The organism is Pseudomonas sp. p50(2008), assembly GCF_015351605.1.
In the GTDB taxonomy this organism is placed as follows: domain Bacteria; phylum Pseudomonadota; class Gammaproteobacteria; order Pseudomonadales; family Pseudomonadaceae; genus Aquipseudomonas.
This window is the reverse complement of record NZ_JACMYF010000001.1, coordinates 188532-206477: the sequence shown is the minus strand read 5'-3', so window position 1 is coordinate 206477 and position 17946 is coordinate 188532. Positions and strand designations below refer to the sequence as shown.

Sequence of the window (17946 nt, the reverse complement as noted above, 5' to 3'; positions counted from 1 at the left end):
GTCATGGCGGCGCCAGGAGAGCGGCGTTGCCTAGTTATTGGCTGGAGTCTAGGGAGCAGTTTTGCCATCGTAAAATCACAAAAACAATGGGGCGGTATCGGATATTCAAATACCGCAACGCACACTGTTCTTCACGCTGTTGTAGATAAAGCCGGTTATCGGTCTGGTGTCATTTCACTTTGTTTCGGGCTTGATATCCCCACAGAAAATATCCACGTTGCCATCGGCCGGAGTGGTCCTTATTACTAAGTAATATCCACCAGAAAGCAGCTCTGCCAGCGTCACTGGCGCACTTCGTGAATAGGTCCAGCCGCGCGTTGCAGAAATGCGATTGGTGTTGATCCGGTCATTCATTGCATAGGCGACAGTCCCGGGGCGCTCGCAGCTGCCTTTGTTGATAAAGGTGTAGAGATTCAAGGGCCGAAGGGTGCCGCTTGGAACTCCACTGACGACAAAGGAAAACGCTGTCTCATTGCCCTGAACGGCCAGCGTTGCATTGGCGATCTGACCGCCGTTGCGTGGTGTAGCGTTCAAGGGAACAGTCACTGTCTGGCTTGATGAAGTCGTACAGCCGACGATCATCGCAGCGGCTAGGAGTGTCGCTGTCCGGGTTCCCGATTTCATGGTCACCTCCTGTACTCAAAAAGTACGATCCAGGACCTTTGAGTATAGGTCGGGAGTATTTGACCAATACCAAAATGCATTTCAGCAATACTCCCAATCGTTGTCTCGAACCTCCCCGTCCCGTCTACTTCAGTCCATACCGAAAGCCCACAGACGAGCGCTCATTGGCGCGGTCCAGACGGCCCAACGCTTCGGCTGCCAACAACAATAAAAAGTAATGGGAGTGTTGATGATCGACGCAAAGCTAAAGCCGTTAAGCCTGGCTGTCTGGTTCAGCGTGACCGGGTGTGCCTTGACTGTTGGCGCTGTGCAGGCCGCCGAGTTTGATACCGGCAATCCGGACTGGACCGCGCGCTGGGACAACACCGTACGTTACAACCTGGGCATACGGGCCGAGGGGCGCGACTCCGCGTTGGCCAATAACGCCAGCTACGACGAGTCCGACGCCAAGTTTGATCGGGGCGATGTGGTGACCAATCGTGTCGATTTGATGAGCGAAATGGAGGTCGCGTACAAGCAGTACAACGGCTTTCGCATCAGCGGCGCTGGCTGGTACGACCAGGCATATGAAAACACTGATGTCGAAACCAGCCCCGGCAATGTTTACTACCCAGGTGCGTTCCCCGGTACCAGCACGCCGAGCTACAACAACGGTAAATACTCCAGCTTCACCAAACGCTATCACCGTGGCCCTAGCGGCGAGTTGCTGGACGCCTTTGCGTTTACCCGCTTCGACCTGGGTGAGATTCCGGTCAGCGTGCGTGCCGGCCGGCATACCGTGTACTGGGGCAACGGCCTGCTGATTGCCGGGCATGCGGTGTCCTACTCGCAAGCACCGTTGGATGGGCGCAAGGCGGTGAGCAACCCTGGTACCGAGACCCGTGAAATCTTCCTGCCGCTGACGCAGATTTCAACCCAGGCTCAGGTCACCGACAAGTTGTCGCTGGCAGCGCAATACTTCTTCGAATGGGACACCACGCGCGCGCCTGAAGGCGGTACCTATCTGGCCTCCGCCGACGTCGCCCTGGAAGGGCCGGACCGTTTGCCATTGTTCAGCGGTGTTTCGCGGCCGTTGATTGATCCGGTCAAACCCAAGGACAGGGGCAACTGGGGCGTGATGGGCACCTACAGCTTCGACTTCCTGCATTCGGAGGTCAGCGCGTTCTATCGCGAGTTCGATGACTACAACCCGTGGGGCCTGCAAGTAGCGCCGACCTTCGCCCGTTACGTGTACGCCGAGAACGTCAAGCTCTATGGCCTGGGTTACTCCGCAGGTCCGGTATTGGGCGGAGGTTCCCTCGGCGTCGACCTGTCGTATCGCCAGAACACCTCGCTGGTCTCCAGCAACATCAGCACTGCCGACAATCAGGGCGCTCGCGGTGACACGTGGCACATGGTGGTCAACGGCCTGTGGTTGCTGCCGCGCACCGATTACTTCGACACCGGCAGCCTGATCACCGAAATGGCGTTCAGTCATGTGCAACGGGTGACCAAGCACGAGGAACTGTTCAAAGGAGAAGGCTATGGCGGCTGCCCGGCGGGGCAGGACAAGCATTACGGCTGCGCTACCAAGAACTATGTCGGCCTGGCCGTTAGCTTTGCGCCGCAATGGCTTGGGGTGTTCCCTGGCTGGAATATTTCCACGCCCATGAGTGTGGATTACGGCGTCAACGGCAATGCCGCCACGGGCGGTGGCAACGAAGGCAAATACACCTGGAAAGCAGGTGTGAAGGGCACCTACGACGAGCGCGTCGACGTGACTCTGTCGTACATCGGCTACGGCAGCGAACGCAAATATGCAGACGTTGCCGGCGTCGGAAAAACCGTCGTCGGGGGCACCGGCGACGTCGGCCTGACCGACCGCAACTGGGTCTCGCTGACCCTCAGCACTGCGTTCTGAGCCGCGCCTGAACTGCAATGCAGTGATCACCGGACTCGGCGATCACCCATCTGAATGGAGAACGTTATGACGGTTAATGCATATGCGATGGGCCTTGTGGCCATTGCTTTGGCGGGGGCGGCTGTGGCCGATGAGGGCGCTACCACCGCCGACCTGGGCGGTAAGCTCACGAGCTTTGGCGCGATTGTGGCGGGTAACGCGGCAGGCACTATTCCGCCCTACGACGGTGGCCTGAAAGTGCCCGCAGGGCTGGTGCCCGGCGACGGCAACTGGCCCAACCCGTTTGCCAATGAAAAACCCCGCTTGCGCATTACGGCGGCTAACGCCGACCAGTACGCCGACCAATTGGCGGCCGGGCAGCTGCAACTGCTCAAGCAGAACCCCGACACTTATTATCTTGAGGTGTACCCCACCCACAGGACGGCAACCTTTCCGGCGAATTTCCTGGCAGCCACCCAGCGCAACGCCAGCCGCAAGGACTGCAAAACCGAGAACGACGGGCTGTCGATCAGCGAAGGGTGCCGGGGCGGCCTGCCATTCCCGCTGCCGCGAGATGGCCGGGAATTGATGTGGAACTACATCCTCAACTATCAGGGCGTGAATGGCTGGGACTGGAACCACAGTGCCTACGTGGTTAATGAAGGCCACGCGACGCTAACCAACACCAATCGGTCCACCGGCGAAAAACCCTTCTACCAGATGGATGTTCCCGGGCGTGATCCGAAAATCGCCCAGCGTATCTGGTCGCGCATCGTCGCGCCGGCCCGTACGGCCGGCCAGGCATCCGGGTATTGGGATTATCTCGACCCGGTCGCCGACTCCCGCTACGCCTGGAGCTACAGCACCGGCCAGCGCCGCGTGCGCAAGGCTCCGGAATTCAACTACGACACCCCCAACTCGGCGTTCGGCGGGGTGGCGTTCTACGACGAAATCTTCCTGTTCTCCGGAAAGATGGACCGTTTCGACTGGAAGCTGGTGGGTAAAAAGGAAATGTTCATCCCCTACAGCAACTACACGCTGAAATGGGGTTGCGACATGGACAAGAAACTCATGCCCAAACACATCAATCCCGCGTGTGAACGCTGGGAACTGCACCGTGTCTGGGTGGTGGAAGCGACCCGCAAGGACGGCGTCCGCCACGCGCAGAAAAAACGCCGCTACTACATCGACGAGGACACCTTTGGTGCTGCGGTCTACGACGCCTGGGACGACAGCGGCGCGCTGTTCCGTACCGGCTCGCAATACAACATCGAGGCGTATGGCATTCCCAATAACCCGCAACAGGATTCCTACTCGTTGTACGACTTCACCCGTGACCAGTACGGCATGTTCGGCAACGGCCCGACGCGCTACCGCCAGGAACCGGTCGCCGAGCGTGAAGCCAATCCGCAGACCATTGCCGGTGGCCAGACCCGCTGACCTCATGCTCCTTTTCGGCGCTTGTCACAGGCGCCGATTTTTTTATCCGTCCCGAGACCCTTTTATGAGCGAGATTGTGCAACGTTTAGACGGCAAGGTCTGCGTCATCACAGGCGCCGGCAGTGGCATCGGCCGCGCCTCGGCACTGCGTTTTGCCCGGGAGGGCGCCACGGTAGTGGTCACCGACCTTTTCGCCGAATCGGCGCAGGCCGTGGCAGCTGAAATAGGTGCCAAGGCAATGGCCATGCAAGTGGATGTTGGTGAGGAAGGCGCCTTGCGGGAGATGGTCGAGCAGACTGTCGAGACCTTCGGTCGTATCGACGTGTTGTTCAATAACGCCGTGTACAGAAACCCGGCCACCACCCGCGATATCGACTTCATCAACTTCAACACCGAGCTGTTCCACAACTGCATGCGGGTCAACGTGTTGGGTGGCGTGTTGGCGTGCAAATACGCCTTGCCGCACATGCTCGCCCAGGGCAGCGGTTCGATTCTGTTCACCTCGTCCACCAGCTCGATTGCCGGCGAAATTTCTCAGTTCAGCTACGGCGCCTCCAAGGCCGCGCTCAACTGGTACGTGCAAAGCATTGCCGCCACCTTTGGCAAACGCGGCATTCGTTGCAACGGCATCCTGCCGGGAGTGATTCGCACGCCAGCCATGGAAAGTTGGGCCAACGAGGCGATGAAGTCGGCCTTTCTCGACCTGCAAAACGTACCGCAACTGGGCGAGCCGGAAGACATCGCCGCCATGGCCGCTTTCCTCGCCAGCGACGACGCCGCCTATGTCAACGGGACGCTGATGCGCGTGGACGGCGGTATGAGTTGCGGCACACCGATGGTGCCGGTGGTGCGCAACTTCCTGCTGCCTCAAACCTCGGTCTGATCCCGATCCATCACTGCACTGGAGCCCGTTTCATGGCACTCGAACAGGAACGCTTCATCCTCGACATGCTGGCCGCCTGGGGCGATGGCAGCGACGGCAGCCGCCCCGATATCGAACGCATCATGGCCACCTTCGCCGACGACGCCGTCTGGCAACTGTGGGTGCCCGGTGGTCCCGTGATCCGGGGGCGCGATGCGTTACGCCGGGAGATAGAGCGACAGATGAGTTATGTCACGCATAACCGTTGCACCACGCGCCACATCGTCTCTTCGGAGCGCGTGGTGATGACCGAACGCGACGATTACTGCGTCAGCAACGGCGTCCCCATGCCGCACTCGATGGTGGCGGTGTATGAGCTGGACGAACACGGACTGATCTGTGCCTGGCGCGAGTACCTGGACACCGCCGACCTGGCGAAGAAAAAGGGCGTGCCGCTGGAGCAGGTAGGCGGGCCGAACGCTGGTAGCACCAGCACCCATTGAGAGCGGCGCTGGACATCAGCGCCTGAGGAAGACCCCGTATGCCAACAACAATAAATACGACTGTTGATCCGGTCGAAGAAAAGCTGCGCACCTTTGTCGAAGGGCTGCTGGGCGGAAACATCACGGCCATGCAACGCCTGCTGCGCTGGCGTCCGGCGTGGAACCTTGAACTGCAACGCGATGGCGAAACCCTTCAATTGCATATTCGTGGCGAGCGAGGTGGTGATGTCAGCCCATTCCCGGATCTGCGCCGGGAGGCGGATATTCTCACCTTGCTCGGCCAGCAAGGTGTGCCGGTGCCGCGTATCTACGGCTTCTGCGAAGACCCGCAAGCCATCGTGATGGAGTTAGTGCCGGGCAGTCGTGATATCAGCACGGCGATCAGTGATGCCGAGCGCCATGCTGTCGCACGCCAGTGGGTCGACGCCATGGCGCGCATGCACCAATTGCCGTTGCAACCCTTCATTGAGCAGGGCATTCACCGGCCGACCAGTGCCGAGGACATTACCCTCGCAGGTCTGGAAGCTTACTACCCGCTGTATGCACGCAATAAAACCAGGCCTCAGCCGCTGGTTGAATTCGCCCTCGGCTGGTTGCGCCGCAATGTGCCGCAGCACCGTATCCGGCCTGCTTTCGTGCAGTACGATTCAGGGCAATATCTGTTCGAGAGCGGACAGGTACAGGGTCTCTACGATTTCGAATTTGCCATGATCGGCGATCCCTTGGCCGACCTGGCGTCGGCGCGCATGCGTGACAATTACGAGCCGCTCGGGGACAGCTTCGCCGCCCTGTATCGCTACTACCAGCAAGTAACCGGCGAACCGGCGGAGCCCGATGTGGTGCGTTACCACACGGCACTGTTTGCCACCGTCAGCACGATGCAGTTCTCGGCGTCGGTGGCCACGCCACAACCGGGCGACCCACATGACACCTACACCGAGTTTGACATCGCCCTGCGCCGGGTGGTGGTGCATGCGCTGGCCGAAGCCATGGGTGTGCCTCTGCAAACGCCGAAACTGGACATGGTCAGCAGCGGCCCGAATGCCCAGTTGCTGACCATGCTCGCCGATGCCCTGGCGCAGGTGGAAGTCGGCAGTGACTTCCAGAAAACCAAGCTGCGCGCCGTGAGCAAACTGGTGGAGTACCTGGGCCGTGGCGATGCCATGGAATTGCACTTGCGCGAGCTGGAACAACAGGAGGCGCAAGTCCTGCTGGACCGCACCTTCAGTGACTACAGCGAGATTGATGCAGCGCTGGAAGCCTTTGTCAAAAGCGCCGGGCCTGAATACGACGGGCCTTTGCTGCGCCTGTTCATGGCGCACATCGAGCGGCGCGTCCTGGTCTACGGCAGCACCGCCATTGGCGCCTCCGCCCGCCACATCGACCTGCCACCCGTGGCCTGACAGGGTGAAACCTTTCTCGCCCGGTGGCTGGTCGCCGGGCCTTCGTATTCGGAGTGTTTATGTCTGTTCCTGATAATGCCTTCCTGCATCGGTATGGTCCGTGGGCGGTGATTGCCGGTGCCTCCCATGGTGTGGGCGCGGCGTTTGCCCGTGCCCTCGCCGAGCGTAGCCTCAACTGCGTCCTGGTGGCGCGCCGTGGCGACGCCCTGGCGCAATTGAAAGGCGAATTGGAGCAACGTTACGCCATCGAAGTGCTGGTGGTAATCCAGGACCTTTCTCAGCCCGATGCCTGTGAGCGATTGCTCGCGGCTGTCGGTGAACGTCAAGTTGGTCTGTTTATCTACAACGCGGGTGGCGATCCCTACATCACGCGCTTCCTCGATACCTCGACCGAGGACTGGGGCGCGTTGCTGCGCCTCAATTGCTTGACCGTGATGCAATGCAGCCATGCCTTTGGTGCCGCGATGCTGGAGCGCGGGCAGGGCGGCTTGCTGTTGGTGGGTTCCCAGGCTGCATTGGGGGGTATTCGCAAACTGGCGATGTACACCGCCACCAAAGGGTTTGCGCTGAACCTCGGCGAATCGTTATGGGCGGAGTGGAAAGACCGTGGCGTCGACGTGCTCAATTTGGTCATCGGCACTGTCGACACACCCACCATGCGCGATGCCATGGTCAAACTGAACATTGCCGACGCCCTGACCATGACCTTGCCCAAAGCAGATGACTTGGCGCTTCTGGCGCTTGAGCAACTGGGTAATGGCCCGACGCTGATTCACCCCGAAGACACCCTTGTTCAGGTCGAGACCGCACCTGGCCCGGCACGTCGTGCCCAGGTACTGAGCAAGAGCGCGCAAGCGGCTGTGTTTATTGGCAACGACTGAGGTCACACACCATGAAAGGCTTTGATAACGCAGAATTCAAACGCGGCTGGCGGGTGCTGATTCTGGCGCTGGTGGGCGTTGCCACCAGTTCCAGTTCGTTGCTGCTGTACAGCTTCAGCTCCATGGTGATTCCGCTGGAACAGGCCATGGGCTGGGGCAGGGCGGAGTTGCAGGCGGCGATCACCGCGTTATCGCTGGGCACCATCGTCGCGTCGCAATTGGCCGGCTGGCTCAACTCGCGCTACGGCTTGCGCCGGGTCACGTTGCTGTCGCTGCTCGCGTTGTCCCTGAGTGTCTTCACCCTGACCTGTATCAATGGCTCGATCTGGACCCTCTACCTTGGCTTTTTCCTGGTGCCGCTAGCCGGGCTGGGTACGTTGCAGGTGACCTGGTCGCACCTGGTGAACTTGTGGTTCGAGGAAAACCGTGGTCTGGCGCTGGCGATCATCCTCAGTGGCTCCGGACTGGCGGCCATCATGCTTCCGCTGATCACCGCCTGGGCGATCAGCCGGTGGAATTGGCAGGCGGGATTCCTCGCGCTGGGTGTATTGCCGGTGCTGCTGGCGTTGCCCTTGGCCTTACGCTGGTTGTTGCCGACCACCAATGTCAGCCACAACTCGACGCAACTCCCCGCCACCAGCGAACAAACCGGCGGTCTACTGCTGCGCGAGGCGATGCGCTCCTGGCGTTTCTGGGTGTGCAACCTGTCGATGACGTTGGTGGTGTCGTGCGTGGTGGGCATGGTCACCAACATTGTGCCGTTGCTGCAGGACCGTGGCCTGAGCGCCCTGCAGGCCAGTCAGATTTTCGCCAGCTTCGGCGTGTCGCTGATCCTTGGCCGACTATTGGTGGGCTACCTGATTGACCGGTTGTGGGCGCCCGGTGTTGCCTCCGTCGCGCTGCTGATGCCGGCATTTGCCTGCGGCATTTTTGCCTATGGGGATTCCAGTATTGCGATGTACACCCTCGCCACGTTGCTGGTCGGCGTGGGTGCCGGTGCCGAGTTCGATATCGCTGCTTTCCTGATCGCCCGTTACTTCGGCATGCGCGACTACGGCCGCTTGTTTGGCGCGCACCTGGGCTTGATTACCGCAGGTGCGGCGATCTCGCCGTTACTGTTCGCCGGGTTGTTCAAGCTCACCGGTGGCTACTCGGCCATGCTGCTGTTCAGTTTTATCTGCTTTGTCGTCGGCCCATTGCTGCTGCTGACATTGGGTGGGTATCCGCGATATCAGTCCGAGCCATTAGTTGCCAGTTAGAGAAGCTGCCGAAGTAAATATAGACAAATAACAGAATAATGTTCAATTATTGCCTCGAGTGCAGCCTGACAATAAAACAGACAAGGAGAATGCCATGCGTGCAGCAATCATTTCCGAGCGCAATGCGCCGCCGGTAGTGGGCGAGTTTCGTGATCCGCAGCCGCTAGACGGCTCGGTGCTGATCGATGTCGATACCGCTGGCCTTGGTGGCTGGGATGTACTCGGCGCCTACCGTCTGGGTGTTGAATATCCCTGTGTCATTCGCGGAGAAGGCGTTGGCCGTGCGCCGGATGGCCGCCGGGTGTATTTCGGCGAGCGCTCGGTGTTGCCGTTTGGTGCCTGGGCAGAGCGCACCCTGGTGCCGCAAGCCGAAGTATGGAATGTGCCGGACGACGTGGACGATAAAACCGCGATCAGCATGGGCATCGCTGCGACCGGCGCCATCGTGCCCCTGGAAAAAGCCGCGATTCAGAAGGGTGAGAAGGTGCTGATCCTGGGCGCCACCGGCACGCTCGGCCAGATCGCCCTGCAACTGGCGCGCGGTCTGGGTGCAGGCAAAGTGGTCGGTGCTGCCCGGTCCGCTGAAGCACTGGGGCGGTTGAAGTCGCGAGGCCTTGCCGATGAAGTGGTGACCCTGGGTGGCAGCGATGACGTCGCGGCGCTCAAGGATGCGGCCGATGGCGGATTTGATGTGGTGCTCGACCTCGTGTGCGGTCAACCGATGTTGACGTCGCTGAAGGCCACCAACTGGGGCGCACGGATCATGACCATTGGCACGGGAGCCGGCCGCCAGCTCAATCTGGATATTGCCGATCTGTTGTTTCGCAATCTGTCGTGCATCGGCACTGGCCAGCGCCCGCCCGCAGACCGTGAACAGATCTGGCTGCGTCTGCTGAAGATCGCCAAAGAGCAGCAGATTCAGGTGGATTACCTGGATTTTACCCTCGATCAGGCGGCTGAAGCCTGGGCCGCGCAGGTCAATGGGCCACACGCCAAAATCACCGCCACGATTCGTCGTTAAAGCCCGTATTGCTGGAAGGCGCCCTTGTCCGGGTGCCTTTCAGCGCTGGCGCTGGTGGCGAAATTCCTCGGGTGTGACACCGAGCTCTTTACGGAAGGCCGCGCTGAAAGCGGCGGCGTTGTTGAAGCCGGCCTGATAGGCCACTTGTTTGATCAGCAACCGTGGGTCAGCCAACAGCGCCACGGCTTTTTGCAAACGGGTTTGCGCGGCGTACTGGCGCAAGGTCATGCCGGTGGTGTTTTTGCAGCGACTGGACAGGGTCCGCAACGGCAGTTCGCAGGCCCGCGCCAAGTGGCCCAGTGAGCGGCCTTCGTCACTGGCGCTGTCGAGCAATTCACGCAGGATGTTGAGTTGACGATGGCTGAGTTTTTCAGCGCAGTGTGAGGAACAAGTGGCATCGTCGGGCGCGTCGATAAATTCGCGGCGCAGGTCCAGGGCAATGCTGGTGAGCAGGCACTCGGTGTGCAGCTCGCTGGCGAAGCCGGGGTTGGCGACTTCTTCGGCCAGCCGTTGCAACGAGGCGTGCAAGTAGCCGCTTTGCAGGTTGAGCATGGCTGCGCTGACGTTGTCCTGCCAGTTCCAGCGATAGCTGCCCAGGACGCCGAGTGAGGAGGGGTCGAATAGACACACAAGGGCCTTTTGCTCTCCGGCATCGTGACGCAGGTGGAACTCGGTGCCATGGGGAATGAACAACAGCTTGCCCAGGGGTTGGAATTGAGGCGCACCGTGGCTGGAAAAACCGCCGCAGTTAGGCTTGATCTGCGAGCTGGCCGGCAGCATCAAGCGCAACAGGCAACTGTCGCCGGTTTCTATCAAGGCAGTGCCAGTGTTGGACCATTGCGCGTGTTCAACCCGGATGTCGAAGCCTTGCCTGGCCAATGAAGCTTCGGTCAGGAAATTACCTGACGCTTCACAGTCGTACTCGCTGTAGTGGATCGCGTTCATTTTTCAACCTTCAGCCATTTTTATTATTGGCGCTGAAATTCGAAGGATAACGATACGTCAGGGCAGCTACCCGGTCTCGAGTGTAACCAGCCCGTGGACCGAGCTGTTTCATATATTCAGGCGGCAGGTATCAGAAAATCAGATGACGAAAGGCAAAGATATTTCCATGCGCCAACTGCGCTATTTCGTTGCCGCCGCCGACGCCGGCCAGTTTTCCCAGGCGGCGCTGAAGGCGCATGTATCGCAGTCGGCGATTACTGCGGCGGTGTTGCATCTGGAACAGTCCTTGGGCGTCAGCTTGTTCGACCGCTTGCCCCATGGCGTGGCGCTGACCGCTGAAGGCAACAAGTTTTCCCAGCATGCGCGGCACATTCTCGACACGCTGCAGGACGCTCTCAGTGAACCGCTGTTTCTCGGCCATGCGATGCAAGGAACCGTGCGTGTGGGTGCCTCCTACACGGTGCTCGGTTACTTTCTGCCAGCGCTGCTGGCACGCTTCAAACGTAGCTACCCTCAGGTAGAGATCGACCTGATCGACATGGACCGCCAGAGCATTGAAGCTGCCCTGAGCAATGGCGACCTCGACTTGGGCCTGGCAATTGTCTCCAATACGCCGAACTTGCACGGTTTCGCTCACCATGTGCTAATTCGTTCGCGCCGCCAACTCTGGCTGGCAAGTCAGCACCCATTGATGTCTGCCACCTCGATCAATCTCGAAGACGTCGCCGAGCATGCCTATATCCTGGCCACGGTCGATGAGGGGGAGACCTCGACCATGCGCTATTGGGAATCCCGCGGACTGGCACCCAAGGTGGCTTTTCGTACCTCATCCATGGAGGCATTGCGCGGGCTGGTGGGGCATGGTTTCGGTGTGACCATTCTCTCGGACATGCTGTACCGGGCCTGGTCTCTGGAAGGCAAGAAGATTGAAATCCGGCCGCTGGTGGATGTGATTCCACCCATGGAACTGGGGCTGATCTGGCTGCCGGATAACTGTTTGTCGGCACCGACCCAGGCATTCCGACAGTTTCTGATCATGGCCTGCGCCTCTTGATCCCGCTACTGGCGCACGTTGTTGTCAGGCGGCCAGGTGCCGTTGTTCATCAGGCTGTCGAAGGTTTCGGTCATTTCCCGCGCCGGGTTCGGATAGTCGTGGCGCACCCACCACAACCACAGCCCCACCAGGGCACCGACGAAACAGCGCACGGCGGCCTCGCCACGCAGTTGATCGATTTGGTACAGGCCCTGTTTCCGGTAGTGTTCCCGGACCTGGATGATCAGGATATTTTCCAGGTGCGCGAGAATCACGTTCTGTCCCGGGCCGCTGAAGAACGCCGTTGTCAGTGCCGCATGACGTTCGGTGGCGCTGAACAGCCAGGCCGAAACATCCAGCAGGACACGGCGGTCGCCATCAACTTCGGTGACCTTGGTCGAGGGAACGCCAATGGCTTCGTACCCGGCGACGATCAGGTCCTCCTTGTCGCGAAAGTGCGCGTAGAAGGTGGAGCGCGCGACCCCTGTACTGTCCAGTAATTGCTGGACCGTAATTCCTTCGTAGCCCTTTTCCAGCGCCAGGCGATACATGTGGTCCAGCAACAATTCCCGGGTGCGTTGGGAACGCAAGGCGTGGCGTTGACTGGCGTGATTTTTATCGGCTGTTTGCACGGAAGCTAGGTGAGACATTCTTAACCTCGGCAGCGCTTTTTATTGGTTTCATGACGGCGGGTACAAGAGCTTCCCGGCGGTGATCAGAACACAATGACAGAGGATTTTTTGCACCAGCAGGATTATTTTTAGAACATATTCGGCGAAAGTGTTAATTAATTCCGTCTATGCCGTACAGATTTGCGCTTCTGTTCGTTGTGGCTTTGCGTCTGCGGCCTTACCGTTTCTCCAGTCCGATAGAGACCTGGAGAACAATAATGAATAACGCTCCTGAAACGCCTGCACCTGTTCCTGCGCACATTCCCAAGCACCTTGCCCGCGATTTCGATCTATGGGCAGAGCTCACCGCCCACGGCGAAAACGCCTATCAACCAATCCGGCTGCGTAGGTCATGCCCGCTGCAACAACGTCGCGCCCGCGCTCTATCCACTCGATAACAACGGCTACATCGCCAGCAACGGCTTAAGTGTGCCGATTGGGCAAGAGCGGCTGGCAACCCGCGGTGCCCGTGCCTGCCCGGAACGGGTCATCGAGGTTCGCGATACATCCGACGAACACCGGTGAGTGCCGCCTTGGTAATGGAAGACTTTCAGCAACCCGCAAAAGAAGAACAACAATGAGCAAAACCTACGACTACATCATCATCGGTGCGGGGTCATCCGGCTGCGTCCTGGCCAATCGCTTGTCTGCCGACACGAACGTTTCGGTGCTGCTGATCGAGAGCGGACCGGATCACACCAGTCCGTTGATTGCCATGCCCCGTGGCATTGGCAAACTGCTCAGCCCCGGCAATCCGCATGTGTGGAGCTACAAGGCTGCACGCGGTGAGGGTATGAGCGATGAGCAATGGCTCAAAGGCAAAACGATTGGCGGCTCCAGTTCGGTCAACGGCATGGTCTATGTACGGGGAGCACCCGCTGATTATGATCATTGGGAAGCGCACGGCTGCGCGGGCTGGGGCTGGAAAGACATGGGCCGGCAGTTTGTCGCCCTCGAAGACCACCAGTTGGGCAAGAGCCAATGGCGCGGAGTCGGTGGCCCGCTCAAAGTCACGGTGCACCCATCGGGCCACGCCCTGTGCGATGCCGTCATCAGCGCGGCCGGTGAGCTGGGTGTGGCGCGCACTGAAGACACCAATCATATCGACTCGGTCACTCAGGGTGGCTTCGGCTATCAGCCGCAAACCACCTGGAAAGGCCAGCGATTCAGTGCCGCCAAGGCCTTTCTCGATCCGGTGCGCGCACGTCCGAATTTGACGTTAATGACCGGCACGGATGTTCAACGCATCGAGTTCAGCAATCACCGTGCCTGTGACGTGCAGGTCAACAACAGCGCCGGCAAGGAACGCTTCGAAGTGCGCCGCGAGGTGTTGTTGTGCGCCGGTGCCATTGAATCGCCGAAGCTGTTGCAACTGTCTGGCATCGGCCCGGCCGCACTGTTGAACTCGCTGGGTATCAGTGTGCTGCACGACGCCCCCGAGGTCGGGCGTAACCTGCGTGAGCACGTGTACATGGCCATGCAGTATCGGGTCACCCGTGGCAGCTTCAATCACTGCTTCCATGGGATTGGGTTACTCGGTGCAGTGGCCCAATACTTTTTGCGCAAGAAAGGACCGATGACCCACGCCGCTCACGAGGCCGGTGGTTTCATCAAGACGCGCCCGGAGCTGGATCGTCCGGACGCGCAAATCGGCGTCAGCCTCTATTCCATGGATGGCGACGGTAACAAGGTCGAAATCGACAAGGAGCCCGGCCTGACCATCGGTGGCTATTTCCTGCGTCCGCAGAGCCAGGGTGAGGTGCGCATTCAATCGGCGGACGCCACGGTTCCACCCCGGATCAACGCCAATTATTTGAGCGCCGAGATCGATCGCACTTCCGCAATTGCCTTGTTTCGCTGGTTCCGCCGTCTGGCTGCACAGCCGGTGCTCAAGCCATTCATTGTCGGCGAGCTGACACCGGGACCGGAGGTAGAAAGCGACGCGCAAATTCTTGCTGCGTTCCGCCGCTTCGGCCAGACCGCCTATCACGTTTCCGGGACCTGTCGCATGGGTGCCGACAGCGCGTCGGTGCTCGATCCGCAACTGCGTGTGCGCGGCGTCGAGGGCCTGCGTGTGGTCGACACTTCGGTGATGCCGTGCCTGGTTTCCGGTAACACCAATGCCCCGGCCATGGCCATTGCCATGCGCGCTGCAGAAATTATCACCGGCAAAGTCTCAGGAGATCCAACACCATGAGTGTTCCCTTTACCCAGCTGGACAAGCTGTACATCGATGGCGCGTGGGTGGATGTTGACGGTCCGCGCGAAGCAGTGCTCAACCCGGCCACCGAAGCGGTCATCGGTCATGCACCGAATGGTGATCTGCAGAGCGCCGACGCAGCCATCGCCGCCGCACGCAACGCCTTTGATAACGGCCCTTGGCCCTGGTTGAGCATGGCCGAACGGGCCGGGTACATGCGGCGGATGCACGCAGCTTTGGTGGCAAAAAGGGAGGAAATTGCCGCGCTGATTATCGCTGAGGTCGGCTGTTCCCAAGGCGTGACTTATGCCATGCAGGTGGACATGCCGCTGGGCCATGTGCTGACCGCGATCGAGCAGTCTGTGCACAGCGACAGCTTGCAGATTCCGGTGCAGGCCAATCCCAATCCGTTCAACCCGGCAGGGCCGATGATTCTCGGCAGCGGCACGGTGGAGCGTGAGGCCATCGGCGTGGTGGCCGGCATCACCGGCTATAACTTTCCGTTTCTTCTTAACCTGGCCAAGGTGTTTCCGGCCTTGCTGGCCGGCAACACCCTGGTGCTCAAGCCTTCGCCATTTACCCCGTACTCGGCGCTGTTGTTCGGTCAGATCGCTGAAGAAATCGGCCTGCCCCAGGGCGTACTCAACATTGTCACCGGCGGTATTGAAGTGGGCGGCTTGTTGAGCAGCGACCCGCGGGTGGACATGGTCTCGTTCACCGGTTCGGAAACGGTCGGCATGAGCATCATGAGTCAGGCGGCGCCGACCCTGAAGCGCGTGCATCTGGAACTGGGCGGCAAATCGGCGTTGATCGTGCGCGCCGATGCCGACATTCAGGCCACCGCGCTGGGAGCTGTCGCCGGGCTGGCGGTCAACGCGGGGCAGGGCTGTGCATTGCTCACCCGCTTCGTTGTGCATCACTCGGTACGCGAGCAATTCGTGCAGTGCGCCAAAGCCATTGCCGGGCAGTGGAAGGTCGGTGACCCGGCGGACCCGAGCGTGATGATGGGCCCGCTGATCCGCGAGTCGCAGCGCGCCAAGGTCGAGCATTTCATCGCCAGCGGCCGCGACGCCGGGGCCACGCTGGTCTGCGGTGGTGGACGACCTGCGCATCTGCGCCAGGGCTTCTTCAGCGACATCACCCTGTTCGATGACGTAAGCAACGACATGCTCATCGCCCAGGAGGAAATCTTCGGGCCGGTGGGGGTGGTGATCGGTTTCGACAGTGATGACGAGGCGGTTGCCATTGCCAACGATTCGCGGTTTGGCCTCAACGCCGCTGTTTCCTCTGCAGATGCCGCCACCGCCTATGCCATGGCTCGACGAATTCGTGCCGGCAGTGTGTACCTCAATGGGGGTAGCGGCAGCTTGCCTTATGCGCCCATCGGCGGCTTCAAACGTTCAGGACTGGGCCGTGAGTTCGGGCCGAACTGGCTTAAAGAATTCACCCAGGAGAAATCCATCATCTACCCCATCGGCCGCTAGCCATGACACCCCGCGAGCGGGGAGCAGACAAAACGACTGACAATAAAAACAAAAGGTGGTTTGCATGAAAAAGATGAGCAAACAGGGACGCATGCGAGCCCAGCGGGCCATGGTACTGCTGGCGGTAGGGAAAATGGCGTTTGGTTACGGTGGAGCGGTGATGGCTGCGCCGATCGAACTGGCTAATCCAGACTTTCATCTGCGTTGGGATAACACCCTGCGCTACAACCTGGGGATGCGAACGGAGGGGCAAGACCGGCGCATCATGAACAACCCTAACTACGATGAATCGGACGGCAAGTTCGACAAGGGTGACATCGTCACCAACCGCATCGACTTGCTCACTGAACTCGATTTTGCCTACCGTAAAGACTGGGGGGCACGCCTCAGCGCCGCCGGCTGGTACGACCAGGCGTACCACAATGACACGGTGCGCAGTCATGTTGCCGGGTACCAGACCAGCTACGACAACGACCACTACAGCTCTGAAGTGAAGCGTTACGTCGAAGGCCCTTCAGGGGAAATCCTCGATGCCTTCGTCTGGAAAAACCTGCGCCTGGGCGATGCTTCGGTGAACGTCAAGATCGGCCGGCATACCAATTACTGGGGCGAGGGGCTACTGTTCGGTGCCCATGCGATTTCCTACTCGCAAGCGCCTCTGGATGGTGCCAAGGCAGTGACCAGTCCTGGCATTGAAACCAAGGAAGTGTTCTTGCCCATCGGGCAGATATCCGTCAAAGCTCAGGCCACCGACAACCTGACACTGGCCGCTCAATATTTCTACGAATGGGACTACACGCGCATTCCGTACGGCGGCACCTACTTCGGCGCAGCGGACCCGTTCTTCGAAGGCCCGGACCGTTTGCCTGTAGCACCTGGTTTTTCCTTTAACCGGGAGAAGTCCAAATACGGTCGTGACTCCGCCAACTGGGGCGTAATGGCCAAATACGACGTCGAGGCGATTCAATCGACGGTGGGCGCTTACTACCGCCAGTTCGATGACTACCAACCCTGGTTGGCGCCAGAAGTTTCGGCCGCTACCGGCAGCTACCGCCTGGTGTACCCGCGCAGCGTCAAACTGGTCGGCCTGAGTCTTTCGACCGTGCTCGACACGGTGTCGATCGGCAGCGAGATCTCCTATCGCAAGGGCGGTGCGTTGAACGCGGTCGGCGTTGATCCTTCCGACAACGAAGGACCGCGTGGCGATACGTACCACTTCGTCGCCAACGCTGTGTATGGCGTGCCGCGTAACTTTATCGCCAACAACGCCACGCTGATCGGCGAGTTCGCCTACAGCCACCTGCGCAAAGTGACCGAGCACGAAGAGCTTTATCTGGGTGAAAACAACAATAACTGCGTTGACCCCCGCGTCGGCACACCCGGTTCAGGGGACAAGCGCGACGGTTGTTCGACCCGGGATTACGCGGCCATCGCCGTCAATTACACACCGCAATACCTGTCGGTACTCCCGTCCTGGGACATGACCGTACCGTTGACCGTCAATTATGGCCTGTCGGGCAACGCAGCCAGTGCCGGCGGTGGTAACGAAGGCGCGCTGACGTGGTCTGCCGGCGTGCAGATGACGTATGCCCAGCGTTATGAATTTGGTTTGCGCTATTCCGATACAGACGCTCAAACGAAGAACATTCCCGGGGACACCGTCGGGGGCAACGGCGCCGTGGGCGGAACCGACCGTGGCTGGCTGGCCTTCACCTTCAAAACCTCCATCTAAAAAAGCCAA

Annotated in this window: 16 protein-coding genes; 13 read left to right on the top strand and 3 right to left on the bottom strand. The window is 59.9% G+C overall.

The annotated features are described in order from the left end of the window. Positions 1 to 174: 174 nt before the first annotated feature. Positions 175 to 624 carry a hypothetical protein gene (locus tag H7698_RS00895; RefSeq protein WP_194690350.1) on the bottom strand — a complete coding sequence of 150 codons (450 nt, stop codon included), beginning with the start codon at positions 622 to 624 and terminating at the stop codon, positions 175 to 177. A gap of 229 nt (positions 625 to 853) precedes the next feature. Between H7698_RS00895 and H7698_RS00890 the strand changes: the two genes are divergently transcribed. From H7698_RS00890 to H7698_RS00855, 8 genes are all read left to right on the top strand, one after another. After that, positions 854 to 2524: a DUF1302 domain-containing protein gene (locus H7698_RS00890; RefSeq protein WP_090234955.1), complete on the top strand. Its 1671-nt coding sequence runs from the start codon at positions 854 to 856 to the stop codon at positions 2522 to 2524. Between the two features lie 66 nt (positions 2525 to 2590). Then, positions 2591 to 3943, top strand: a complete 1353-nt coding sequence (locus H7698_RS00885; RefSeq protein ID WP_057005036.1) for a DUF1329 domain-containing protein — start codon at positions 2591 to 2593, stop codon at positions 3941 to 3943. A gap of 64 nt (positions 3944 to 4007) precedes the next feature. After that, positions 4008 to 4826, top strand: a complete 819-nt coding sequence (locus tag H7698_RS00880) for an SDR family NAD(P)-dependent oxidoreductase (RefSeq protein ID WP_020300832.1) — start codon at positions 4008 to 4010, stop codon at positions 4824 to 4826. A 32-nt stretch (positions 4827 to 4858) separates the two neighbouring features. Continuing rightward, complete coding sequence (locus H7698_RS00875; protein WP_020300831.1) at positions 4859 to 5308, top strand: nuclear transport factor 2 family protein; 450 nt, start codon at positions 4859 to 4861, stop codon at positions 5306 to 5308. Between the two features lie 38 nt (positions 5309 to 5346). After that, positions 5347 to 6711: a phosphotransferase family protein gene (locus H7698_RS00870; protein ID WP_194690349.1), complete on the top strand. Its 1365-nt coding sequence runs from the start codon at positions 5347 to 5349 to the stop codon at positions 6709 to 6711. Positions 6712 to 6770: 59 nt separating this feature from the next. Then, complete coding sequence (locus tag H7698_RS00865; protein WP_020300829.1) at positions 6771 to 7592, top strand: SDR family NAD(P)-dependent oxidoreductase; 822 nt, start codon at positions 6771 to 6773, stop codon at positions 7590 to 7592. A gap of 11 nt (positions 7593 to 7603) precedes the next feature. Continuing rightward, a complete protein-coding gene (locus H7698_RS00860; RefSeq protein WP_020300828.1) occupies positions 7604 to 8851 on the top strand; it encodes an MFS transporter in 1248 nt (415 codons plus the stop codon). Positions 8852 to 8945: 94 nt separating this feature from the next. After that, positions 8946 to 9872, top strand: coding sequence for a quinone oxidoreductase family protein (locus H7698_RS00855; RefSeq protein ID WP_020300827.1), 927 nt, complete (start codon positions 8946 to 8948; stop codon positions 9870 to 9872). Between the two features lie 39 nt (positions 9873 to 9911). Here the strand turns inward: H7698_RS00855 and H7698_RS00850 are convergent, their stop codons facing one another. After that, positions 9912 to 10817, bottom strand: coding sequence for a helix-turn-helix domain-containing protein (locus tag H7698_RS00850; RefSeq protein WP_020300826.1), 906 nt, complete (start codon positions 10815 to 10817; stop codon positions 9912 to 9914). Between the two features lie 142 nt (positions 10818 to 10959). Here H7698_RS00850 and H7698_RS00845 point away from each other — a divergent pair, with 142 nt between their 5' ends. Further along, a complete protein-coding gene (locus H7698_RS00845) occupies positions 10960 to 11871 on the top strand; it encodes a LysR family transcriptional regulator (protein WP_020300825.1) in 912 nt (303 codons plus the stop codon). A gap of 5 nt (positions 11872 to 11876) precedes the next feature. Here H7698_RS00845 and H7698_RS00840 read toward each other — a convergent pair whose 3' ends face one another. Next, positions 11877 to 12500, bottom strand: coding sequence for a TetR/AcrR family transcriptional regulator (locus H7698_RS00840; protein WP_032904483.1), 624 nt, complete (start codon positions 12498 to 12500; stop codon positions 11877 to 11879). Positions 12501 to 12794: 294 nt separating this feature from the next. Here H7698_RS00840 and H7698_RS00835 point away from each other — a divergent pair, with 294 nt between their 5' ends. The 4 genes from H7698_RS00835 to H7698_RS00820 all read left to right on the top strand — a co-directional run bounded on the left by H7698_RS00835 (position 12795) and on the right by H7698_RS00820 (position 17937). Then, positions 12795 to 13046 carry a ferredoxin gene (locus H7698_RS00835; protein WP_154220403.1) on the top strand — a complete coding sequence of 84 codons (252 nt, stop codon included), beginning with the start codon at positions 12795 to 12797 and terminating at the stop codon, positions 13044 to 13046. Between the two features lie 52 nt (positions 13047 to 13098). Then, positions 13099 to 14718 (top strand): GMC family oxidoreductase, encoded by a 1620-nt coding sequence (locus tag H7698_RS00830; RefSeq protein ID WP_194690348.1) that lies wholly within the window; start codon positions 13099 to 13101, stop codon positions 14716 to 14718. Next, complete coding sequence (locus tag H7698_RS00825) at positions 14715 to 16205, top strand: aldehyde dehydrogenase family protein (RefSeq protein ID WP_020300823.1); 1491 nt, start codon at positions 14715 to 14717, stop codon at positions 16203 to 16205. Before H7698_RS00830 ends, H7698_RS00825 begins: the two co-directional genes overlap by 4 nt. A gap of 64 nt (positions 16206 to 16269) precedes the next feature. Further along, a complete protein-coding gene (locus H7698_RS00820) occupies positions 16270 to 17937 on the top strand; it encodes a DUF1302 domain-containing protein (RefSeq protein WP_020300822.1) in 1668 nt (555 codons plus the stop codon). Positions 17938 to 17946: the final 9 nt, after the last annotated feature.

Coding starts and splice junctions, on each gene's coding strand:
- H7698_RS00825 (WP_020300823.1), top strand. CDS start 14,715: ATGAGTGTTCCCTTTACCCAGCTGGACAAGCTGTACATCGATGGCGCG.
- H7698_RS00850 (WP_020300826.1), bottom strand. CDS start 10,817: ATGAACGCGATCCACTACAGCGAGTACGACTGTGAAGCGTCAGGTAAT.
- H7698_RS00875 (WP_020300831.1), top strand. CDS start 4,859: ATGGCACTCGAACAGGAACGCTTCATCCTCGACATGCTGGCCGCCTGG.
- H7698_RS00860 (WP_020300828.1), top strand. CDS start 7,604: ATGAAAGGCTTTGATAACGCAGAATTCAAACGCGGCTGGCGGGTGCTG.
- H7698_RS00865 (WP_020300829.1), top strand. CDS start 6,771: ATGTCTGTTCCTGATAATGCCTTCCTGCATCGGTATGGTCCGTGGGCG.
- H7698_RS00840 (WP_032904483.1), bottom strand. CDS start 12,500: ATGTCTCACCTAGCTTCCGTGCAAACAGCCGATAAAAATCACGCCAGT.
- H7698_RS00820 (WP_020300822.1), top strand. CDS start 16,270: ATGAAAAAGATGAGCAAACAGGGACGCATGCGAGCCCAGCGGGCCATG.
- H7698_RS00845 (WP_020300825.1), top strand. CDS start 10,960: ATGACGAAAGGCAAAGATATTTCCATGCGCCAACTGCGCTATTTCGTT.
- H7698_RS00880 (WP_020300832.1), top strand. CDS start 4,008: ATGAGCGAGATTGTGCAACGTTTAGACGGCAAGGTCTGCGTCATCACA.
- H7698_RS00890 (WP_090234955.1), top strand. CDS start 854: ATGATCGACGCAAAGCTAAAGCCGTTAAGCCTGGCTGTCTGGTTCAGC.
- H7698_RS00870 (WP_194690349.1), top strand. CDS start 5,347: ATGCCAACAACAATAAATACGACTGTTGATCCGGTCGAAGAAAAGCTG.
- H7698_RS00895 (WP_194690350.1), bottom strand. CDS start 624: ATGAAATCGGGAACCCGGACAGCGACACTCCTAGCCGCTGCGATGATC.
- H7698_RS00830 (WP_194690348.1), top strand. CDS start 13,099: ATGAGCAAAACCTACGACTACATCATCATCGGTGCGGGGTCATCCGGC.
- H7698_RS00885 (WP_057005036.1), top strand. CDS start 2,591: ATGACGGTTAATGCATATGCGATGGGCCTTGTGGCCATTGCTTTGGCG.
- H7698_RS00855 (WP_020300827.1), top strand. CDS start 8,946: ATGCGTGCAGCAATCATTTCCGAGCGCAATGCGCCGCCGGTAGTGGGC.